The 21,693-nt window shown below is 62.3% G+C and carries 21 protein-coding genes (1 of these 21 only partly in view); 3 read left to right on the plus strand and 18 right to left on the minus strand.

Translation table 11 applies throughout. From position 1 onward, the window contains the following. Positions 1-1,306 carry the 3' portion of a M23 family metallopeptidase gene (locus BFN67_RS11345; RefSeq protein ID WP_080919731.1) on the plus strand. It extends 656 nt beyond the left edge of the window, so only the last 1,306 of its 1,962 coding nucleotides appear in the window; its start codon lies beyond the left edge, outside the window; it ends in the stop codon at positions 1,304-1,306. Between the two features lie 41 nt (positions 1,307-1,347). Here the strand turns inward: BFN67_RS11345 and BFN67_RS11350 are convergent, their stop codons facing one another. The 7 genes from BFN67_RS11350 to BFN67_RS11380 form a co-directional block, all read right to left on the minus strand. Then, positions 1,348-2,835 carry a L,D-transpeptidase family protein gene (locus BFN67_RS11350; protein ID WP_192856812.1) on the minus strand — a complete coding sequence of 496 codons (1,488 nt, stop codon included), beginning with the start codon at positions 2,833-2,835 and terminating at the stop codon, positions 1,348-1,350. Positions 2,836-3,006: 171 nt separating this feature from the next. After that, complete coding sequence (gene clpB, locus BFN67_RS11355) at positions 3,007-5,622, minus strand: ATP-dependent chaperone ClpB (protein WP_080919770.1); 2,616 nt, start codon at positions 5,620-5,622, stop codon at positions 3,007-3,009. Positions 5,623-5,841: 219 nt separating this feature from the next. Next, entirely contained in the window at positions 5,842-6,624 is a 783-nt protein-coding gene (locus BFN67_RS11360; RefSeq protein WP_080919732.1) for a DUF4167 domain-containing protein, read from the minus strand. 301 nt (positions 6,625-6,925) lie between these two features. Then, positions 6,926-7,795 carry a peptide chain release factor N(5)-glutamine methyltransferase gene (gene prmC, locus BFN67_RS11365; protein ID WP_080919733.1) on the minus strand — a complete coding sequence of 290 codons (870 nt, stop codon included), beginning with the start codon at positions 7,793-7,795 and terminating at the stop codon, positions 6,926-6,928. Continuing rightward, positions 7,795-8,874, minus strand: coding sequence for a peptide chain release factor 1 (gene prfA / locus BFN67_RS11370; protein ID WP_080919734.1), 1,080 nt, complete (start codon positions 8,872-8,874; stop codon positions 7,795-7,797). Before prfA ends, prmC begins: the two co-directional genes overlap by 1 nt. Positions 8,875-8,899: 25 nt before the next feature. Beyond that, positions 8,900-11,170, minus strand: a complete 2,271-nt coding sequence (gene ptsP / locus BFN67_RS11375; protein ID WP_080919735.1) for a phosphoenolpyruvate--protein phosphotransferase — start codon at positions 11,168-11,170, stop codon at positions 8,900-8,902. Positions 11,171-11,243: 73 nt separating this feature from the next. Beyond that, positions 11,244-12,518 carry an aspartate kinase gene (locus BFN67_RS11380; RefSeq protein WP_080919736.1) on the minus strand — a complete coding sequence of 425 codons (1,275 nt, stop codon included), beginning with the start codon at positions 12,516-12,518 and terminating at the stop codon, positions 11,244-11,246. A 303-nt stretch (positions 12,519-12,821) separates the two neighbouring features. On the opposite strand from BFN67_RS11380, the gene ubiG reads away from it, so the two are divergent. Further along, positions 12,822-13,598, plus strand: a complete 777-nt coding sequence (ubiG, locus tag BFN67_RS11385) for a bifunctional 2-polyprenyl-6-hydroxyphenol methylase/3-demethylubiquinol 3-O-methyltransferase UbiG (protein WP_080919771.1) — start codon at positions 12,822-12,824, stop codon at positions 13,596-13,598. Between the two features lie 9 nt (positions 13,599-13,607). Here ubiG and BFN67_RS11390 read toward each other — a convergent pair whose 3' ends face one another. The 5 genes from BFN67_RS11390 to BFN67_RS11410 are packed head-to-tail and all read right to left on the minus strand — an operon-like array spanning position 13,608 to position 16,933. Further along, positions 13,608-14,501, minus strand: coding sequence for a DMT family transporter (locus BFN67_RS11390; protein ID WP_080919737.1), 894 nt, complete (start codon positions 14,499-14,501; stop codon positions 13,608-13,610). Positions 14,502-14,536: 35 nt separating this feature from the next. Then, positions 14,537-14,962 carry a DUF1178 family protein gene (locus tag BFN67_RS11395; RefSeq protein WP_080919738.1) on the minus strand — a complete coding sequence of 142 codons (426 nt, stop codon included), beginning with the start codon at positions 14,960-14,962 and terminating at the stop codon, positions 14,537-14,539. Beyond that, positions 14,959-15,825 carry a carbon-nitrogen hydrolase family protein gene (locus BFN67_RS11400; RefSeq protein WP_080919739.1) on the minus strand — a complete coding sequence of 289 codons (867 nt, stop codon included), beginning with the start codon at positions 15,823-15,825 and terminating at the stop codon, positions 14,959-14,961. Before BFN67_RS11400 ends, BFN67_RS11395 begins: the two co-directional genes overlap by 4 nt. 11 nt (positions 15,826-15,836) lie before the next feature. Continuing rightward, positions 15,837-16,106, minus strand: coding sequence for a glutaredoxin 3 (gene grxC, locus BFN67_RS11405; RefSeq protein ID WP_080919740.1), 270 nt, complete (start codon positions 16,104-16,106; stop codon positions 15,837-15,839). A 26-nt stretch (positions 16,107-16,132) separates the two neighbouring features. Further along, positions 16,133-16,933: a ComF family protein gene (locus tag BFN67_RS11410; RefSeq protein WP_080919772.1), complete on the minus strand. Its 801-nt coding sequence runs from the start codon at positions 16,931-16,933 to the stop codon at positions 16,133-16,135. Between the two features lie 210 nt (positions 16,934-17,143). On the opposite strand from BFN67_RS11410, the gene BFN67_RS11415 reads away from it, so the two are divergent. Next, entirely contained in the window at positions 17,144-18,028 is an 885-nt protein-coding gene (locus tag BFN67_RS11415; RefSeq protein WP_080919741.1) for a methyltransferase domain-containing protein, read from the plus strand. 31 nt (positions 18,029-18,059) lie between these two features. Here the strand turns inward: BFN67_RS11415 and BFN67_RS11420 are convergent, their stop codons facing one another. From BFN67_RS11420 to BFN67_RS11445, 6 genes are all read right to left on the minus strand, one after another. Continuing rightward, positions 18,060-18,236, minus strand: a complete 177-nt coding sequence (locus tag BFN67_RS11420; protein WP_080919742.1) for a Flp family type IVb pilin — start codon at positions 18,234-18,236, stop codon at positions 18,060-18,062. Positions 18,237-18,321: 85 nt separating this feature from the next. Continuing rightward, a complete protein-coding gene (locus tag BFN67_RS11425; RefSeq protein WP_080919743.1) occupies positions 18,322-18,648 on the minus strand; it encodes a hypothetical protein in 327 nt (108 codons plus the stop codon). 110 nt (positions 18,649-18,758) lie between these two features. Next, entirely contained in the window at positions 18,759-19,184 is a 426-nt protein-coding gene (gene mutT, locus BFN67_RS11430) for an 8-oxo-dGTP diphosphatase MutT (protein ID WP_245295237.1), read from the minus strand. 4 nt (positions 19,185-19,188) lie between these two features. After that, positions 19,189-19,965, minus strand: a complete 777-nt coding sequence (locus BFN67_RS11435; RefSeq protein WP_192856814.1) for a GNAT family N-acetyltransferase — start codon at positions 19,963-19,965, stop codon at positions 19,189-19,191. Between the two features lie 5 nt (positions 19,966-19,970). Beyond that, positions 19,971-21,212, minus strand: a complete 1,242-nt coding sequence (argJ, locus tag BFN67_RS11440; protein WP_080919745.1) for a bifunctional glutamate N-acetyltransferase/amino-acid acetyltransferase ArgJ — start codon at positions 21,210-21,212, stop codon at positions 19,971-19,973. Positions 21,213-21,350: 138 nt separating this feature from the next. Continuing rightward, positions 21,351-21,659 (minus strand): putative antibiotic biosynthesis monooxygenase, encoded by a 309-nt coding sequence (locus BFN67_RS11445; protein WP_245295238.1) that lies wholly within the window; start codon positions 21,657-21,659, stop codon positions 21,351-21,353. Between the last annotated feature and the right edge of the window lie 34 nt (positions 21,660-21,693).

Genomic DNA, 21,693 nt, shown 5'->3' on the forward strand with positions numbered 1-21,693 from the left:
GGTGGCCGCGCTTCACTATATCGATCCACAACGCTTCGGCGACCAGCTCGCGCAAAGCCTGGCCGGCTCCTACGGAGTCAAGATCGTGCCGGAAAACGTCTCCGTCGCCCCACGCACAGATATGGACGCTTTGGATCAGGCTCCCGGCTTTGCCGAGGAGATCATCGCTTTCACCAGCGACCGCAACATTACGGACGCCTTGGCTGCCGCCGGGTATACCGGGCCTGATGCGACCGGCATGGCAGAGGCGATCGGTAAGCTGCTCAACGCGTCTGCCCTGAAGGCCGGCACCGTGCTCAGGGTAGGTCTCGAAATTCGCGACGATGTGGCCAGGATCGTCCGAACCGGCGTTTACGACAAGACCAAACACATCGTCACCATCGCACTCGATGATGACGGACAATATGTTCCGGCGCAGGAGCCGGCACCTAACCCCGAATTGCTGACAGCCTTCGACGATTCGCCGCCGCCGGTCGTGCGCGGCAATCTCCCCAATATTTATGACGGCATTTATCGCGCTGCCTATTCCTACGGGCTGTCATCACAGATGACGCGGCAAATCATCAAACTGCTGGCGTCCAACGTCGATTTCCAATCGCGCCTGACGCCCAGCGATCGCCTGGAAGTGTTGTTTTCGAAACCCGACGGCGACGATAAGGCCACGCAGAATTCACAGCTTCTTTATATCTCGGCCACCATTGGCGCGACGACCCGTACCCTGTACCGGTATCAACTACCGGATGGTGGCGTAGATTATTTCGACAAGGACGGACGCAGCGCCGAACAGTTCCTGCTGCGCAATCCGTTACCGGCCGGCAAATTCCGCTCCGGCTTCGGGGCTCGCCGGCATCCGATCCTCGGTTATGTGCGCATGCACACCGGTGTCGACTGGGCCGCCCCAGTCGGTACGCCGATCATCGCGGCGGGAAACGGTGTCGTCGAGAAGGTCGGCTGGGCCGGCGGCTATGGCAAGCAGATCATCATCAAGCATGCCAATGGCTACGAAACGTCCTACAACCACCAGAGCGCCTTTGCGAAAGGCATCAAGCCCGGAGTTAAGGTGCGCCAAGGGCAGGTTATCGGCTATCTCGGACAGACTGGCCTGGCAACCGGGCCGCATCTGCACTACGAGTTGATCGTCAACGGCACCAAGGTCGATCCGATGCGTGTGCGCCTCCCCGTCGGCAAGACCTTGCAGGGCGACGATCTTATCGTCTTCAAACGTGAGCGTGAACGCATCGACGACCTGCTCAAGCAACAGGAAAGCGATTCGTTGAAGGTCGCCAGCGCCAAGGCTGAGGGATAAGATGGCAGCGGGCGACGAGGGAGCGGCGGGCGCCGTTTGCCTCAGTCCACAAACTCCACAACCACGCCCGGCTTCACAAGCTTGGCAAGCTCGGTGGCATCCCAATTGGTAAGGCGCACACAGCCATGGCTGGCGGTCTTGCCGATCTTGGAAGGATCCGGCGTGCCATGGATGCCGTAGGTCGGCTTGTCGAGCGCAATCCATACGGTGCCGACTGGTCCGTTCGGCCCCGGCGGAATGGTCAGCACCTTGTCGTTTTCGCCCTGTTTGAAATTTATTTTCGGGTTGTAGGTATAGTTGGGATTGAATGCGATACGCGTCACGGCGTGAGTGCCTGAGGGAGAAGGCGTGTCGCTCGAACCGATGGTCGCCGGATAGGCCGCCACCAACTTGCCTGAGGCGTCATAGGCGCGAACCTGTTTCTGCCCTTTGTCGGCGACGATGCGAGCAACTTGTGTGGAAACCAACCGGCCAAAATTGGCAACCCTAATGATGGTGCCCGGCCGGTCGAAATTGATTCCGGGATTGAGGGCCTTAAGATAGCCTTCGTCCATATGGAAGCGCTCGGCCAATGCTTCAGCAACAGATGTATAGCCCAGACGCTCCAGCGTAGCCTTGACACTGTAGTCTGTGGGGATCGAGGCAACATAGGGTCCGGCTACGTCCTGCGGCGTAATTGTATAGGTGGCAAAGGCATCGCCTCCGGTTTTTGCCAAGGCTTCCTTGATAGCGGCAGTATCCGTCGAGCGCAGCATGGTGCCGGTCAGTCCTCGATAAGCCTGCAAGGCCTTGTCGACGTTGGAGCCGAAGCGGCCATCGATGACGCCCGGCGACGCTCCGACCCGATCAAGCAAAACTTGCAGAGTTGCAACATCACTACGTGTGCCGAGCGAAAGGGAAGGGTCTACCTTGGCGCTGCCCTCCGGAAGACGCGGATCGGCTGACCTAGGTTGCGTCTCGATGGAACCCTGCGATTGCGGCGGTGCAATCGCAGCTTCATCCAACGGCTTGCGCTCGATCGGTTGACTGCGAGGAGCTATTTCAGGTTGCCCGGCAGACGGCTGTTCCGGATATGGATCGAAGTAATCGTCATCGGCGGGCGGCGGAAACGATTCAGCCGGATAGCCGTAAGGATCATAGCTATCAGACGGGGGAGCGATCACGCCGCGCTCGGCCTCCATCTGTAAGCGACGGTAACGAGCCGCTTCGCGTGGATCATCGAGATAATAATCGTCGTAACCGCGTTGCATCTGCTGGCGGCGGAGCGCACGGCGGTCGCGGCGTGCACCCGGCGGCTGGACGGCAACGACCCTGCCGGTACCGGCATCGACGATCACCCGATTGCCATTGCCGTCGTAGAAAATCTGGTAATCGCCATTCTGGGCAACCAGCAGCGCGCTCTGTCCGCCGGACATCGTGGAAGAACCACCCACAGTATTTGTCTGCTCTTCCTTCAGGGTAGCATGCGCCATCGTGCCCGACAAAACCGCAGCCAAAGCCGCCCCAAAAACCGAAATGAACAGCGACATGCGCTTCATCGTGGCCAAATGCTCCGATTCACTTGTTCTTGCCCCGCCTGGAGCCGACTCCGTCTGGCCGGATGATCCAACCAACCAGTCTGGATAAGGTTCCAACATGAACCGGGCATGAAAATGGCCGTGTCGCCACGGCCATTTATTCGTAACCCAGCCAACCCGATTTTACGCAGCCTCTTCCGCCTGGTCCACTGCTGTCGGCTTGGAGCGGAAGTTCAGGCGGTCGGAACCGGCCGTCACCTTCACGATCGAGCCGTCCTTGACGTCGCCCATCAGGATTTTCTCGGCCAGCGGGTCCTGCAACTCCTTCTGTATGACACGCTTGAGCGGTCGCGCGCCGTAGGCAGGGTCGTAGCCCTTCCCCGCCAGCCACTCGATCGCGTCGCCATCAAGGTCGAGCGTGATCTTGCGGTCGGCCAGCAGCGATTCCAGACGTTTGAGCTGGATCTCGACGATCTTGTCCATGTCCTGTCGGCGCAGCCGGTGGAACAGGATGATTTCATCCACCCGGTTCAGGAATTCCGGCCTGAAATGGCCACGCACGATGCTCATCACGTCGTCGCGCACCAGATCGACATCCTGATCCTCGGTGAGATTGACCAAAAATTCCGAACCGAGGTTCGAGGTCATGACGATAAGCGAATTGCGGAAGTCGACCGTGCGGCCCTGGCCGTCGGTCAGACGACCGTCGTCCAGCACCTGCAACAACACGTTGAACACGTCCGGATGTGCCTTCTCGATCTCGTCAAACAGGATCACCTGGTAGGGGCGGCGGCGAACAGCCTCCGTCAAGGCGCCGCCCTCCTCATAGCCGACATAGCCGGGAGGCGCGCCGATGAGGCGGGCGACCGAGTGCTTCTCCATGAACTCCGACATGTCGATGCGCAGCACCGCGTTGTCGTCGTCGAACAGGAAACCGGCCAGCGCCTTGGTGAGTTCGGTCTTGCCAACGCCGGTGGGGCCGAGGAACATGAACGAGCCAATCGGCCGGTTCGGGTCCTGCAAGCCGGCGCGGGCACGGCGCACGGCCTTGGACACCGCCTGCACCGCCTCGCCCTGACCGACGACACGTTTGGCAAGTTCATCCTCCATCCGCAACAGCTTGTCGCGCTCGCCTTCCAGCATTTTGTCGACCGGGATGCCGGTCCAGCGCGAGACAATATGAGCGATATTGTCGGGCGTCACCGTTTCCTGGACCATGCCAGCCTTGCCGTCCTGATCCTTGGCTTCCGCCTCGACCAGCTTCTTCTCCAGTTCCGGAATCTTGCCATAGGCAAGCTCACCGGCGCGCTGGAATTCACCCTTGCGCTGGGCAATCGCCAACTCGTTGCGAGCATCGTCCAATTGCTTCTTCAAATCGGCGGCAAGCCCCAGCTTCTGTTTTTCCGCCTGCCATTTCGCAGTCAGCGCGTCGGATTCTTCTTCCAACCCGACAAGCTCTTTTTCCAGCTTGGCCAGCCGATCCTTCGATGCCTCATCATTTTCAGCCTTCAATGCCTCACGCTCGATCTTGAGCTGCATGATGCGGCGATCGATTTCGTCCAGCGATTCAGGTTTGGAATCGACCTGCATCCTCAGTCGCGATGCGGCTTCATCCACCAGGTCGATCGCCTTGTCGGGTAAAAACCGGTCGGCGATATAGCGGTTCGACAGCGTCGCCGCTGCGACCAGCGCCGAGTCGGAGATGCGCACCTTATGATGTTGCTCGTACTTCTCCTTGATGCCGCGCAGGATGGAGATCGTGTCCTCAACCGTCGACTCCTCGACGAAGACCGGCTGGAAGCGGCGGGCAAGCGCGGCGTCCTTCTCGATATATTTGCGGTATTCGTCCAGTGTGGTGGCACCGACGCAATGCAATTCCCCCCGCGCCAGCGCGGGCTTGAGCAGATTGGATGCGTCCATCGCGCCATCGGCCTTGCCGGCGCCAACCAGCGTGTGCATCTCATCGATGAACAGAATAATGCCACCGGCGGCGGCCGTGACTTCCGACAGTACGGCCTTCAGCCGCTCCTCGAACTCGCCACGATATTTCGCGCCCGCAATCAACGCACCCATGTCGAGCGCCATCAACTGCTTGTCCTTGAGACTTTCGGGAACGTCGCCATTGACAATACGCAGCGCCAGGCCCTCTGCAATCGCAGTCTTGCCGACGCCGGGCTCGCCGATGAGGACAGGATTGTTTTTCGTACGTCGTGACAGCACCTGAATGGTACGACGGATCTCGTCGTCACGGCCGATGACAGGATCGAGCCTGCCCGAGCGCGCATCCGCCGTCAGGTCGCGCGCATACTTCTTCAACGCATCGTAACCCTGCTCGGCGGAAGCGGAATCGGCAGTGCGCCCTTTACGGATATCGTTGATCGCCTCGTTCAAAGCCTGCGCCGTGACGCCGGCCTTGGCCAGGATATCCGCCGTCTTGGCAGACTTTTCCATGGCAAGCGCCTGCAACAGACGCTCGACAGTAACGAAGCTGTCACCCGCCTTCTTGGCCAGATCCTCAGCCGTGGAAAACACTTTGGCCAATGGCTGCGCCAGATAGAGCTGGCCATTCCCACCCTCGACGCGAGGCTGGGATTCGAGCGCGGCGTCGACGCCCAATTCCACATCGCGCGGACGTCCGCCAGCACGTTCGATCAAAGACGCTGAAAACCCTTCATCATCGTCAATCAGCGCCTTGAGGATATGCTCCGGCGTGAATTGCTGGTTGTTGCGATTGAGGGCATATTGCTGGGCCGATTGAATAAAACCCTGAACCCTCTCCGAATATTTTTCCAAGTTCATATCTGTCTCCTTGCCGACCCGGCCTGCTTTGCAGCACCGGATCAGATTGCGGTGACGAGCCCGCTCATTCAAGCCGTGCTCAACTCTGGCTAAATATGGGGCGCGAAGGGTCTTCCCTCAAGTGAGCCGCTGTTTGCAGGGCATAAAATTTCGCAGGCCCAAAAAGCAAACGGCAGGAGAAACTCCTGCCGTTGCGTCGAAAATCCTGAAATTACGTCTTCAGCCTTCGCCGACCTCGACAGGCGCGGCTTCAGCACCGGCACCCTCGCTCTGGTCCGGCTTGGCACGTGGACGGCGTGGGCGGCGCGTAGCGCGCGGCGCAGATGCTTCTTCGCCGCTCTCATTGCGCTCAACCCGAGCAGCAAGATCAGCCGGTGAAAGATTTTCGGCAACCGGCGAGGGCGCAGCCTCCTCTGGTTTCGCGGCTGGCCGTAGATCGGTCTCCACTGCCTTAACCGACGTCTCACCGGTGCCATTATGTTCATCGCGGGCGGCGCGCTCGCTGCCCTGGCGGTTTTGGCGAAAATTGCCGTTTCTGCGGCCATTGCGATTGTTGTTGTTGCTGGACCCGTCATCACCGTTCAGCGCGATTTCGGCGGGCGTGCCTTCAATGACGGGTTGCGGGCCGGCACCATGGCCTGTCGCCGGAGCCTGAGTTTCATCGCCGCTACTCTCGGAATCGTCGAGATCGTCATCGAAATCGTCGTTGCGGTGCTGGACCTGCTGGATCGGCATCTGTGCCTGGGCGGCCGCAATAATGCGATTGTAATGTTCGGCGTGCTGGAGATAATTCTCGGCGATCACCCGATCGCCGGAACTCATCGCGTCGCGAGCGAGCGTGGCGTATTTTTCTGCAATCTGCTGGGCCGATCCGCGGATCTTCACATCGGGACCGTTGCTTTCATAATTGCGGTTGAGCGGATTAGGCCCTTTGCGGTTGTTATTGTTGCCGCCGCCATTGTTGCGACCGCGCATGCGCCTGTTCTGCTGTTGTGGCCTCATCAGACTCTCTTCAGTTTTGAAATCTTGAAAAATCCTGCACGAACAGCGGCGCCCGCGCGGCCTGCCGTTTCGCTGTTTCGCCGGTGCTCGCCCGCATCGATTGCGTTGGCGCCACGTATTATCCTGTTGCGGTTACATCGCTGGCCGGACAACCCCACACGAAGCCTGGGCATTGGCTTGCACAAGAAGGCAGTTATATCCGAGGGAACCGAATCGCTAAGAGCACTGCCTGCTTCGTTCATCCGGTTACAGCGACCCTATCCGTATTCCCAAGGCTTGCCAAGTATTTTTTCGCCGCAGCCTAGCTGCGGTTCTGCGTGGCGAATATCAGCACGCGATCATTTCCACCAAGATCACCAGCGGCCTGCAACAAGGCAAAACCGGCCTGTTCGAACACAGCACTCACGTCACGCTTCTGCGTGCTTCCGATTTCGACGGCGACGACACCCTCATCCAGCAAATGCGTTTTCGCCCCTTTTGCAATCGATCTGTAGGCACCCAGCCCATCCGGGCCGCCGTCCAAAGCCCGATGCGGATCGAAATTGCGCACCTCCGCTTGCAGGCCCGCGATAATGTTGGTTGCAATATAGGGCGGATTCGAGACGATTACATGGTAACGGCCGGAAATTTCGGCAAACCAGTCGGACCTTATTGCCCGAAAACGCCCGGAAAACCCCAGCCTGGCGGCATTTCCCGCGGCTGCGGCCAACGCGCCGTCGGAGATATCGACCCCGTCGGCCATTGTTGAGTCTATTGTTGCAAGCAAAGCCAATGCAATCGCCCCGGTACCCGTGCCAAGGTCGAGAATGCGGCACTCGCCAGCGCGTTTTGCGGCCGCTCGGACAAACGGCAAAAGTGCATCGACCAGCGTCTCGGTATCGGGGCGCGGCTCCAGCGTCTCTGGCGAAAGCGCCAACTTCAGCCCGTAGAATTCGCGGAAGCCGAGGATGCGATGCACCGGCTCACCGGCGAGGCGGCGGGCGATAGCCTTTTTTACGGCAAGCCCGGCGGCTACGGCAATCTCGCGATCGGGCGAGGCGATGGCATCGGTGCGGGATGTGGCGGTGAAATGCTCGACGATCAGGCGGGCGTCGAGCGCGGCCTCCGCTATACCCACTTCGGCGAGCTTCGCCCTCGCCTCCCGGTGAAGCGCTGCCAGCTTCACCGGCATCACCCGGCGGCGCTCATATCCGCCAGCAGTTTCGACTGGTGATCGGCGATCAGCGCGTCGATCACCTCGTCCAGTTCGCCCTCCATCACCCGGTCGAGCTTGTAGAGCGTGAGGTTGATGCGATGATCGGTTATACGGCCTTGCGGAAAATTATAGGTGCGGATGCGCTCCGAGCGGTCGCCGGAACCGACCTGCGACTTGCGTGATTCGGAACGGGCCTCGTCGGCGCGCGAGCGCTCCATATCATAGAGCCTGGCGCGCAGGATCTGCATGGCGCGAGCACGGTTCTGATGCTGCGACTTCTCCGCCTGCACCACCATGATGCCGGTGGGCAGATGGGTGATGCGCACCGCCGAATCGGTGGTGTTGACGTGCTGGCCGCCGGAACCTGAAGCGCGCATCGTATCGATTCGGATGTCCTCCGGCCTGATTTCGATATCGACCTCCTCGGCCTCCGGCAACACGGCCACGGTCGCGGCGGAGGTGTGGATGCGGCCCTGCGCTTCGGTTTCCGGCACGCGCTGGACACGGTGCACGCCGGATTCGAATTTCAGATGCGCGAACACGCCCTTGCCCGAAACGGTGGCGATAATTTCCTTATAGCCGCCGGCATCTCCCTCCGACGCGGAAACCGTCTCGATACGCCAGCCATGCGCGGCGGCATAGCGCTCATACATGCGAAACAGATTGCCCGCGAACAGGGCCGCTTCGTCACCGCCAGTGCCGGCGCGGATTTCCAGTATGGCGTTGCGGTCGTCAGCGGCGTCTCGGGGCAGCAGAAGAATCTGGATGTCCTTTTGCAGCGCCTCGATCCGGTCCTCGACGCCGGGCAGATCGGCCTCGGCCAGCGCCCGCATCTCGGCATCCGTCGCTTTGTCCGCCAGCATGGCCTCCAGATCGGCCTGCTCCTGCTCGGCGGCGCGCAAGGCCCTGATCCTGGCCACCATGTCCTGAATGTCGGCATATTCCGACGCCATTTTCACATAGGCGTCGGGCGCCGGGCCGGCCGCCATCTGCGCTTCGAGCATGTCGAAACGCTTGACGACTTGGTCCATGCGGTCGCGGGGAAGATCAATCATGATGGCGTCTATACAGAAGCAAAAGCTAAAGCGGAATGCCGCGGTCGTCGGCAAAGCCCTGCAAAAGCGCCCGCATGGGCAGCCCTTGCACGGGGGCGTCGAGATTGTCCTCGAAAAACGCCTCCAGCTCGGCCAGCGGCAGTTCGGTGAGCATCGCCTTGACGGGGCCGATCGAGGCCGCCGACATGGAAATCGAGCGATAGCCCAGCCCGATCAGCGCCATGGCCGAGATCGGCTTGCCGGCCAGTTCGCCGCACAATGTCACCGGCGTGCGATTGCGGCTGCCGGCATCGGCGATGGTCTTCAACACCCGCAGGAAAGGCGTGGAAAGCGGGTCGAAGCGGTCTGAAAGCCGCGTATTGCCACGATCCACCGCCATGACGAACTGGAACAGATCGTTGGAGCCGACCGAAACGAAATCCACCGCTTGCATCAATTCGTCCAGTTGGAACAGCAGCGAGGGCACTTCCAGCATGGCGCCGAGTTTCAGGCTTGTCGGCAGATGGTGGGCAAAGCGTGAAAGGTGCCTGACCTCGCGGTCGATGATCTCGCGCGCCTGGGCGATCTCGCCAAGCTCCGTGACCATCGGCAGCATCAGCTTCAATTCACGCCCGCCGCACGCCTTCAGGAGCGCACGAATCTGCGTGCGCAAAAGGCCGGGCCTATCAAGGGTAAGGCGAATCGCGCGCCAGCCGAGCGCCGGGTTCTCTTCCTGCGCAGCATCCTTGAAGTAGGGCAGGACCTTGTCGCCGCCGATATCGATGGAACGGAACGTCACCGGCTTGCCCCTGGCGGCTTCCAGCACATCGCGGTAGAGCTTTTCCTGCACCTCGGCGCGCGGGAAGGCCGACGCCACCATGAACTGGAGCTCGGTGCGGAACAGGCCGATGCCGACGGCGCCCGATTCGGCAAGCTGCGGCAAATCAACCGACAGGCCGGCATTGATGAGCAGATCGACCCGCACCCCGTCAGTGGTGACGGAAGGCTTGTTGCGCAGTTCGCGATAAAGCTCCTGACGCCGCGCCCTGAACCTCACTTTTTCGGCATAGGCGGTTTCGAGATCGTTCTGCGGCCTGAGATGGGCGGTGCCTTCCTCGCCATCGACGATGATGGCATCGCCGTTTTCCGACATGGAAACGGCGCCCTTCATCTGGCCGACGACGGGAATGCCCATGGCGCGGGCCACGATCACCACATGGCTGGTCGCCGCGCCATCTTCCAGAACCAGGCCGCGCAGCTTGTCGCGCGGGTAATCGAGCAGTTCGGCCGCCCCCATCGAACGGGCGACGATGATGGCGTCCTTGGGTAAGGAGGCGGCAACATCCTGCGGGCCGCGCCCGAGCAACTGGCGCAGCAGCCGATTGGCGAGGTCGTCGAAATCGCTCATGCGCTCGCGCAGATAAGGATCGGTCATGTGGATCATGCGCGCGCGCATGTCCGACTGCACCTTTTCGACCGCCGCCTCCGCCGTCAGGCCATTGCGGATCGCCTCCTCCAGTCGCCGCACCCAGCCGCGATCATTGGCGAACATGCGATAGGCTTCGAGCACTTCGCGATGCTCGCCCTCGAAGGCGACGTCGCGGCGCTCCAGCATGTCGTCGATGGACAGGCGCAGCGAACTGACCGAGGATTCCAGTCGCCGCACCTCCTCCTCGCTGTCCTCGTTGAACAGGTTGGTGACGACGATGCGCGGCTCATGCAGCACGACATGGCCCAGACCGATGCCATCGTTGAAGGCAAGGCCGGTGAAACTCGCCGGCCGTTTGAGGTCGAGTTCCAGCCCTGGCCGCTCCAGCCGCGCCAGATCGCCGGTTGCGATCATCTCGGCGATGACCATGGCGGTCGTCTCCAGCGCCTCGACCTCGTCCTCGCGATAATTGCGCATGGTCTTGTTCTGGACGGTCAGCACGCCGAGCGTGCGCCCGGCGCGCAGCACGGGCACGCCAAGGAAGGACTGATAGACCTCCTCACCCGTCTCCGGCAGATAGGCGAAAGCCGGGTGTTCCTGCGCGTTGGAAAGATTGAGCGGGCGCGCGCCCGCCGCGATCGTGCCGACGAGACCCTGGCCGAGACGCAGTTGCGCCAGGTGCACCGCATTGGGGTTGAGGCCTTCGGTGGCATAGAGTTCGAGTACGGCGTCGGCACGCAACACATAGAGCGAGCAGACTTCGGCGACCATGTTGGCGGCAATGTCGCGCACGATTCGGTCGAGCCGCTCCTGCGGCTCCAGCGGCTCCTGCATGAGCTCGCGGAGCCGTTTCAGCAGAACGCGTGGGCCGACAGCCGTGTCACGCATCGCGGCTTTTCTCCAATGACCTTGCGGCCGGGCAGAACCGTGCCCGACGAACGCAACAACCCGAGTCGTTGGATTATTGCTTATCCAGACCGTAAACGGAATGCAAAGTGCGAACTGCAAGTTCCGTGTAGGGACCGTCGATCAAAATCGAGATTTTGATCTCCGAGGTGGTGATGGCGCGGATATTGATGGATTTCTCCGAAAGCGCCTTGAAAGCAGTTGCCGCGACGCCGGCATGGCTTCTCATGCCGATGCCGATCACCGAAATCTTGGCCATCCCGTCGTCATGCTGAACGGCGTCGAAACCGACACTTTGCCTGACCTTTTCGAGCACCGCCAACGCCTTGGAGACATCTCCGGAGGGCACGGTGAATGTCATGTCGGTGGACTTGCCGTCCTCGGATATGTTCTGCACGATCATATCGACATTGATATTGGCCTCGGCCAACGGGCCGAAAATACCTGCCGCCACACCGGGGCGGTCGGCGACGCGGCGGAGCGAAATCTGCGCCTCGTCCTTGGCGTATGCGATACCGGTGACGACCTGCTGTTCCACGATTTCATCCTCGTCGCAAATAAGCGTTCCGGGCGGGTTGAGAAAATCGCCCATGCCGGGGGCGTCCGGGTCCACGAAGGAAGACCGCACGAAGGTGCGCACCTTGTGGATCATGGCCATTTCGACCGAGCGCACCTGAAGAACCTTGGAACCGAGCGATGCCATTTCAAGCATTTCCTCGAAGGAAATGCGATCCAGCCGGCGCGCCTTCGGCTCGATACGCGGATCGGTGGTGTAGACACCGTCGACGTCGGTATAGATGTCGCAGCGGTCGGCCTTGACCGCGGCCGCAATGGCCACGGCGCTGGTGTCCGAACCGCCACGGCCAAGGGTAGAGATGCGGTTGTCCGGCGACAGGCCCTGAAAACCGGCCACCACGGCCACCTGTCCTTCGCCGAAACGCTTGATCAGGAAGGATCCGTCGATCTCCTTGATGCGCGCCGCGCCATGGGCATGGTCGGTGCGGATCGGAATCTGCCAGCCCTGCCAAGAGCGGGCATTGACCCCCATCGACTGCAAGGCGACGGCCAGCAGGCCGGAGGTGATCTGCTCGCCCGAAGCGACGATGGCGTCGTATTCGCGCGCGTCGAAGAACGGGCTCGATGCGCCGGTTGCCTTCGGCATGCCCTGGACCCAGCCGACCAGTTCGTTGGTCTTGCCCGACATGGCCGAAACCACCACGGCGACCTCATGGCCGGCATCGACCTCGCGTTTGACGTGCCGCGCCACATTATGAATTCGGGAAAGGTCGGCGACGGACGTTCCGCCGAACTTCATAACGATGCGCGCCATGGCAGCGAAACGCCTTCAGGTCTGGAATCGGCGCGAAACGCCGGGAATCAAAGATTGTGGCTCCGGTCGGGCCGGTTGCCGCTAGCGCGGTTTCCATAGCCAAAAGCCCGGAAGCGTGCAAGCGACAGGACGTCGCCGGTCAATTGCCAGTTGACTTTCACGCCATCGCAACCGACTTCCTAACCTTGGAGCATGGGAGCGAGAAACGGAATCCGGTTTCGAATCGTTCCGATGCGCCATCGAAATGTCGGAGCGTCCTTCGTGCGTTCACTTGAACGCGCGGCGCTCCAAGGAGGCCACACGATGCCAAACGCCGAACCAAAAAACGCCGGACAGACGACGGGTACGCGCACGACCATCGACGCGGCGGAAGTGGAGCGATTTTCGGCGCTGGCCGCCGAATGGTGGAACCCGAACGGCAAATTCCGGCCGCTGCACAAGTTCAACCCGGTGCGGCTTGCCTATATCCGCGACCAGGTGGCCGAACGCTTCGGCCGCGATGCTCACGCGGCACGGCCGTTCGAGGGGCTGCGGTTTCTGGACATCGGCTGCGGCGGCGGGCTCTTGTGCGAGCCGATGGCGCGGCTGGGCGCCGAAGTGGTCGGCGCGGACGCTTCGGAAACGAATATCGAGGTGGCGAAGCTGCATGCCGCGGAGGCCGGGGTTACGGTCGATTACCGCGCCACCACGGCAGAGGCGCTGGCCGAAGCCGGTGAAAAATTCGACGTCGTCCTCAATATGGAGGTCGTCGAACATGTCGCCGATGTCGAACTGTTCATCGGCAAATGCGCCGAGATGGTGAAGCCCGGCGGCATCATGTTCGTCGCCACCATCAACCGCACCATGAAGGCGTTGGGGCTGGCCATTATCGGCGCGGAATATGTGCTTCGCTGGCTGCCGCGCGGCACGCATCAGTTCGGCAAGCTGGTGCGGCCGGAGGAACTGGAAGGTGCGCTCGGCAATGCCGGGCTGGCGGTCATCGACCGCACCGGCGTGGTCTATCATCCGCTGGCCGACCGCTGGCAGCCCTCGAAGGATATGGACGTCAACTATATGGTGCTGGCCGAAAAGGCCGCCTGACGGGCCATCTTATTTGGTCCGTGCCTGCGCCCTCGTCGTGATCAGTACACCCAGGGTGATGATCACGCCACCTGCCCATGTCAGCCACAGATAGCGTTCGCCAAGGAACAGCGTGCCCGAAAACAGGCCGATAGCCGCGGCGACATAGCCGATCTGGCTGAGATAGACCGGCCCGCCGACCGCCTGAAGACGGAAGTAAAAGGCAAACATGGCCGAAGCCGCCGCCACCTGTGCCGCCACGGTGAATGGAATCTGGCTGAGTGCGGAGAATGCCTCGCCGCCTTGCAGGCTCAGGATCGCAACGAGCAACATGGCTGCCGAGGCCAGATGGCTGCCCGCCGCAAGCTCGATCGGCCCGGTCCCTTCCGGCCAGTCCCAGGTACGGTAGATATTGCCGGCGGCGAGGCTGATCGGGATCAACAGGGCGATCGCCACCCAGAAGACGGCCGCCTCGCGCCCGACCTCGCCGCGCGTCATCGCGACCATCGCCGCGCCGATGAAGCCGATTGCAATGCCGGCAACGCCAAGGGCGCTTGGGCGGCGCACCGCGAGCAGGATGGAAAAGACCAGAGTGACAACCGGCGACAGCGTGAACATGATGCCGCTGTAGCCGGCACCGAGATGCGGCATGGCCGTGAACATCAAAAAGTTCGGAAAAGCATAGGAAACCGCCGCCACGATGAAGAAATAGCGCAGCTTGTGGCGCGTCGGCCGCACGCGGTTGCCACGCAGCAGAAGCGCGATCAGCAGCACGGAGCCGGCGCCGCAGGAAATGACGAAAGCCCACGCCATGCCGGAAACGCCGGCCTCGGTGGCCATCTTGCCGAAAGGCAGTGACAGGCCGAGCAGCGCGCCGGTGACGACAAGCAGGCCGAAGGCAGAATTCCACAGCCTGACCTTCATGGTCGGTGCGGCGCTGCCTGCCGAAGCGCCCGATCTCAATTCTGATCGTCGGGAAGGACCGGGATCGGCATGAAGGATACGCCGTCCTCGGCAAGGCTCCTGGCCTCCTCCACCGTCGCCTGGCCGTAGATGCCGCGCGCCTTCGCCTCGCCGAAATGGATTTTGCGCGCCTCCTCGGCGAATTTGTCGCCGACATTATCGGCATTCTCGCGCACCTTCTGCGCCATCGCCTTCAATTGCGCCATCGCCTTGCGCTGCTCCTCGCCCATGGCGAGCGCCACCTTGTCCTGTTTGCGGCCGGTCGAAACCGCCGGCGCCATCAGCGCCTTCTCCACCTTTTGCGACCCGCAGGACGGGCAATCGACGAAGCCGCGCTTCTGCTGCGTCTCGAAATCGGCATTGGAGCGAAACCATGCCTCGAACTGGTGTTCATGCTCGCAAATCAGGGAAAAACGGATCAAGAGGCGGCTCCCTTGAAGCGCGCCGACGCATATCGCTCGGTTTCGAGCGAAAATTCACGCGCGTTCTTCAGGTTCGGGATCTTGCCGCGCGCAGCCTGGGACTGAGCCGGGTCGATCTCCGCGACAATGACAGCCGGCGCGTCATGGTCGGCCTCGGCCAGAATGCGCCCCCACGGATCGACGATCAGCGAATGGCCATAGGTTTCGCGGCCGTCCTCATGCTTGCCGCCCTGTGCGGCGGAAATCATGAACGCGCCGTTCTCGATGGCGCGGGCGCGCTGGAGCACATGCCAATGCGCCTCACCGGTCTGACGAGTGAAGGCGGCCGGAGCCGAAAGAACATTGGCGCCAGCCAGCGCCTCGGCACGGAAAAGCTGCGGGAAACGCACGTCGTAGCAGATGGCGAGGCCAAGCTTCGCAAACGGCAATTCGACAACGATCGCCTTGTCGCCCGGCTCATAAGCGGCGGATTCGCGCCAGCTTTCGCCATTGTCGAGATCGACGTCGAACATATGAATTTTGTCATAAGCGGCAACCAGGCCGCCATCGGGCGCAAACAGCAGCGCGCGGTTTGCGATCTTGCCATCGGCGCGCCGGATCGCCGTCGAGCCGATATGCAGGAAAATGCCGAGTTCGCCCGCCAGACGGCGCGCGGCAGCCACGACGATGTCCTTGTCCTCGCTTGCGGTGACGGCATTGCGGGCATCGCTGTCGCGCACCATCGCGCCGGTCATTTCCGGGGTCTGGACATAGGTTGCGCCCTGCCCGGCAGCCTCGCGGACCAGCGCCTCCATGTCGCGGACATTGCGCTCGGGCTCCATGCCTGAACGCATCTGGATCGCCGCCGCCTTGAACATCGCCATCGTCTTCTCCCTTACTTTGCCGGCACGCTGCCGAGCAACGCGTCCAGTTTGCCGGCGTCCTCCAACGCATAGAGGTCGTCGCAACCGCCGACATGAACATCGCCGACGAATATCTGCGGAAACGTCATGCCGCCATGGGCGCGGGCAATCATTTCCTGGCGCAATTCCGGCGAAAACGACGCATCGTGCTCGGTATAGGCAACGCCCTTGCGCTCGAGCAGCCGCTTGGCGGCGGCGCAATAGCCGCACATCATGCGGGTATAGATCGTCACTTCGGCCATGAGCCACAATCCTGTTTCATTGCGGCTTATATAGTCGCTCGCTCGTCGGGCCGGAAGACCCCCGGTCTCATGTCTCCAGGCAGGACGCGGGCGAAGGTCAGCACATCGACCGCGCCCGCACCTCCCTTCTTCAACGTCCTGGCGACGGCGCGCACGGTCGCGCCCGTGGTATAGACATCATCGATGACCAGCACGCGCCGCCCGGCAAGCAGGAGTTGCGCTTCCTCCGGCACGCGAAAGGCCGCGCGCACGTTCTCCTCGCGCTGGCTGCGTTCGAGCCCGACCTGCTGGCGTGTCGGCCTCACGCGACGCAAAGCCGAGGGTGCGAACCTCAACCCCTGCTGCCGCGAAAGCGCGCGCGCCAGTTCGGCCGATTGGTTGAACTGGCGCCTGAAAAACCGCGACCAGTGCAACGGCACCGGCACAACGAGATCGGCATCGGCAATCAGTTCGGCGCCGGCGCGCGCCATCCAGCCGGCCATCCATGGCGCCAGATCGGTGCGATCGCGATATTTGAGGCCCTGCGCCATCTGGCTGGCGACGCCGCCATAAACCACGGCGGCGCGTGCCCGCTCGAAAGGTGGCGGATCGGCAATCGCCTCGGCCGAAAGGAAACCTTCGCCCATATCGTGCAGGAAAGGCGTGCCCATCACCGGGCACCATGGCCGCTCCAGAAAACGCAGGCGAGGCCAGCAGGCGGCGCACAGCAGGCCGGGTTGCGTGACATGGCGGCGACAGCCCGGACACACCGGAGGGAAAAGGAACGCCGCCGGCCATCGGGCCGCATTTTTCGCAAAAGCCTTGATCCCTGTCATCGCATCGGCCACATCGTCCTGGTGTCCCGAATCCGAAATTCGCTTCATTTCCGGGAGCCCGCTCACGAATTTCGGATTCGAAAAGGACACCAGGAAATATATGATTCCAGTGTGGTTTTCGGATGTGAAATTCGTTCATCGTGCTCGACCCATTGTACGACGAATTTCAAATCCACCACACTGGTCGCCGCACTATATCAGAAGCAAGACAGGAATCTCACGGTGCAGCCCGTATTCGATACCGCCCTGCAACTGCAACGCAAGCGCCGCGCGCTGGCGCGCCCGGTGGCTGGCGCGGATTTTCTCATGCGCCGCGTGGCGGAGGATCTTTCCGAACGCCTGAGCGCCGTCGGGCGGCGGTTCAGCCGGGCCGCGACATTGTTTTGCCAGACCGGCGACGCACAAGAAGCCCTCAATGCCAGCGGCAAGATCGACGAGATCGTGCGCGTGGAAGCCGACGCAGCCCATTTCCACGGCGCGCCTCTTTCCGCAAACGCCATTGTCGCTCAACCGGAAACGGTGCCGCTGGAACCGCAAAGCCTCGACCTCGCTGTGTCCCTGCTTTCACTGCAATCGGTGAACGACGTTCCGGGCATGTTGGCGCAAATCCGCCGTAGCCTGAAGCCGGACGGGCTTTTTTTGGGCGCCATGGCCGGTTCCGGCACGCTGGGCGAATTGCGCGAAAGCCTGCTCGGCGCGGAAGCCGAGCTTTACGGGGGCGTCAGCCCTCGTGTCATGCCTTTCGCGGATGTGCGTGATGCCGGAGGCCTGCTGCAAAGAGCGGGCCTTGCATTGCCGGTCGCGGATGTGGAAACCATGACCGTGCGCTACGACACGCTTTTCGACCTGATGGCCGATCTCAGGGCGATGGGAGAAACCAGCGTGCTTATCGACCGCAGCCGCCATCCTGCCACGCGCGCCCTGTTTGCTCGCGCGGCCGAGCTTTATGCCGAACGGTTTTCCGATGAGGACGGCCGCATTCGGGCGAGTTTCTCCATCGTCTGGCTGTCCGGCTGGGCGCCCGATCCATCGCAGCAGAAGCCGCTCAAGCCGGGTTCCGCGAAGATGTCGCTGGCCAAGGCGCTCGAGAACCCCGGACGATCCTGACCCTGAGGACCTGATCACTAGGGTCAGATCTTCACGGCGCTGTCGGATTGGCAACCTTTTCGCCGATGTCTTCCCAATAATCGCGCAGCGCGTTCGCCAATTCGCTGACGGAAACGACAATCGCCAGCGATACCAGCGTGGCGATCAGACCGTATTCGATCGCCGTCGCCCCGCTCTCATCGCCAAGAAATTGCCGCAGCAGACCCATCCCACCGATCCTTTTGCAGCATTATCGCCTGTTCCCGTTAATAAACGTTAATGGCACAGGCTTAACCGAGCATGAAGGAAAGCATTCAGCACCGACCGCTTTGGCGGCCATCAGAGCGGATTAGGCATACGGCGTCAGGCGCTGGCTGCAGCACGCTGCGACGGATCGTATAGGATGTATCGTGACGGATGGAGCCGGTGCTCATCATGTCCAGTCCGGAAGCGTCGCCACGAACCAGCGGGCCACGCCCGGCGAGCATAGGCACCGCGATCAACGCCAGTGCAATCACCGCCGAACCGAAAAGCAGGGCGAGACGAAGCGCGCCGATGCCGGCCCCGGTCGCGGTTCCGAAGCGCAATGGCGGCGCCGAATCACGGTCCCAATGCGATTCGTGGTCTCTCTCATTGCTCATGTCCGGTCCCCGGCCCAGCCCCTGGCAAAGCGGCTCCACACCGCTTGATACGGTTCAATTTTGCAGATCGAGATTAATTCGCTGTTAATGTCTTGGCGCGCGCCGGTGCCTTATATCAAGTCCATCAGAATCGGAATCAGCGGTGCATCGGCCGGCGGCATCGGATAGGCGCGCATGTCGCGCGGCCGCACCCATTTCAGGGTCTGGCCCTCACGCGGATGCGCGATGCCTTCGAAGCGGCGGCAGACATAAAGCGGCATCAAAAGATGAAAGTCGTCGTAATCGTGGCTGGCGAATGTGAGCGGCGCAAGGCAGGCCGCCCTGGTCTCGACGCCGATCTCCTCGCGCAGCTCGCGGACCAGGCATTCCTCCGGCGTCTCGCCCGGCTCCACCTTGCCGCCGGGAAATTCCCACAGGCCGGCGAGTTGCTTGCCTTCGGGACGCTGCGAAATGAGAACGCGCCCATCGCGGTCGACCAGCGCGCAGGCGACGACAAGAAGCAGCCGCTTGCCGCGGTTTTCGACGGGGACGTCCAAGCGGTCAGACCCCATTGTCCGGCCGGCGGTAGTGATAGCGATAGACCTCCTCGAAGCCGAGGCTGCGATAAAGCGCCAGCGCCGGCGCATTGTGCGCTTCAACCTGGAGCCAGGCCTGGCGCGCGCCGCGCAGACGTGCCCATTTCAGCGCCGAGAGGATCAGTTCACGGCCGAGGCCCTGATTGCGCACCGCCTGCTCGGTGCCGATCTCGAACAGGCCGGCAAGATCGCCCTCATGCACGCAGATCAGCGATGCCAGCGGTTCTGCATCCCGTTCCAGCACAAACATCCCGGCTTCCGGCTGAATGGCCCCGATGATCTCGGAAAGGCCGGCCCGGAGCGAAGCGTCCGCGCCATGCACCTTGAGCGAGGCGGAGACAAAACGGCCGATATCGCGCAGCGGAATCTGGTCAAGCGCATCGTCCACCGGCGCATTCGCCAGCGCCAGGCGCATGACCAGCGATTCGGCCATCCGGCTCCAGCCTTCACGGTCGAAATAATCTGACAGTTCGGGGCCGGCGAGCGGCGACATGCGGAAGGTGAGCGGCCGGCCATAGGCCTCAAAGCGCCGGGATGCGCGCGCTACCCGCTCGGCGATGCGGTGAACGTCGCCGGGATCGAGCGGATTGACCGAGTTCAGCCGCTTGGCCGGATGGCCGGCCGTCAGCCTGATCACCCAGGTTCCATCATAATGGACCGCAGCCGCCGGCCATGAGCGAAAGCCTGCCGCCTCGTAGCGGCGCACGATCGCCAGTTGCTCGCTCGGGTGCAGAAAGGACACGCGCGTCAACTCCGATAATCGCCATTGATGGCGACATATTCCTTGGTCAGGTCGCAGGTCCAGACGGTCGCCTTGCCGCGTCCGATGCCCACCTCGGCGCGAATGGCGATCTCGTCGCGTTTCATATAGGCGGAGGTCGCCTCCTCCGAATAGGCTGGGTCGCGCTCGCCCTGGTGGGCGAGCCGGTTGTTGCCGAACCAGATCGACAGAAGGTCGCGGTCGGCAGGTTCGCCGGCCTTGCCGACAGCCATGACGACACGGCCCCAATTGGCGTCCTCGCCGGCCACGGCCGTCTTGACCAGCGGCGAATTGGCGATAGCCAGCGCGATGCGCTTGGCCGAACGCGACGATTTCGCGCCGGTGACGGTGACTTCGATCTGCTTGCGCGCGCCCTCGCCGTCGCGCACCACCTGAAGCGCCAATGTCTTGAGGATTTTTGCCAAGGCGCGGCGAAATGCGGCCAGTCGCGCATCCTTGGCATCGGTGATGGCCGGCGCGCCGCGCCGGGCGGCGGCGCCCGTGGCGAACAAAAGCAGCGTGTCGCTGGTCGAAGTGTCGCTGTCCACCGTCACGGCATTGAAGGTCTTGGCGGTGCCCCGCGCCAGCAGTTCCTGCAAGGCAGGTGCCGCGATCGGCGCATCCGTCGCCACGAAGGACAGCATGGTGGCCATGTCCGGCGCAATCATGCCGGCGCCCTTGGCGATGCCGTTGATCGTCACATCGGTACCGCCGATCTTGACCGTCGCGGTGGCGATCTTGGGATAGGTATCCGTGGTCATGATCGCCTGGGCTGCCTCGGTCCATTGATCCGGCCGGGCCTGCCTGACCATATCGCCGAGCAGATGGGTGAAGCTTGAGGCCTCGAGCGGTTCGCCGATGACGCCGGTGGACGCGAGAAACACGTCCCCAGGCGAGCAGTCCGCGGCCCTGGCCGCGGCGTCCGCCGTCAACTCCGTCGATTCGCGGCCCTTCCGGCCGGTAAAGGCATTGGCGTTGCCGGAATTCACCACCAGCATGCGCGCCTTGCCGCCGCCGAGATTCCGGCGACAGAAATCGACGGGCGCCGACGGGCATCTGGAACGGGTGAAGACACCGGCAATTTGCGTCCCGGCATCGAAGCTCATCACCAGGAGGTCGGTGCGGCCCTTATATTTGATGCCGGCCTCGGCGGTGGCGATGCGCACCCCCTCGATGGCCGGCATTTTGGGATATTTTTTCGGCGCGAGTGGCGAAAGCGTGGCGGACATGGAGAACCCTCGAACGGCGTGGTCGCGCCGGTCGGTTTGCCTCATCGCGCACACGCGCGCAAGAGGCTTGGAACGAACCGTTGCCCACCTGCTATCGGCCCGCCACCCTATTGGCCGATGCAGCGAGCGGTCCGCGCCTCAACCGGCAAGCGGATTGATGAAGCGATTGAACCGCCTCTGAATGGCGGGAATGACGCCCCACACCATCATGGCGACCATCAGCGGCGCGATCAGCAGCGTCTCCTGCCAGATCGCCCACCCCTGCAACACCGGCAAGAGCAGGTAGAGCAGCGCCGTGATCAGCGGATAGACGCCGGCAAGCACCAGGATCGCAAAACGCGGCCGCGAAAAGCGATGAGTCGTCGGGGCTGCCCGTGCAAGCGCACCGACAGCCGGCATCGATGCAGGATGAGGTCGGTCGAGAGCGGAATGTTTTGCGGATGTCATGATCTTCTCCATATGAACGGTACGTTTCGTTACA

This window comes from Manganibacter manganicus (genome assembly GCF_002075885.1).
GTDB lineage: Bacteria > Pseudomonadota > Alphaproteobacteria > Rhizobiales > Rhizobiaceae > Mesorhizobium > Mesorhizobium manganicum.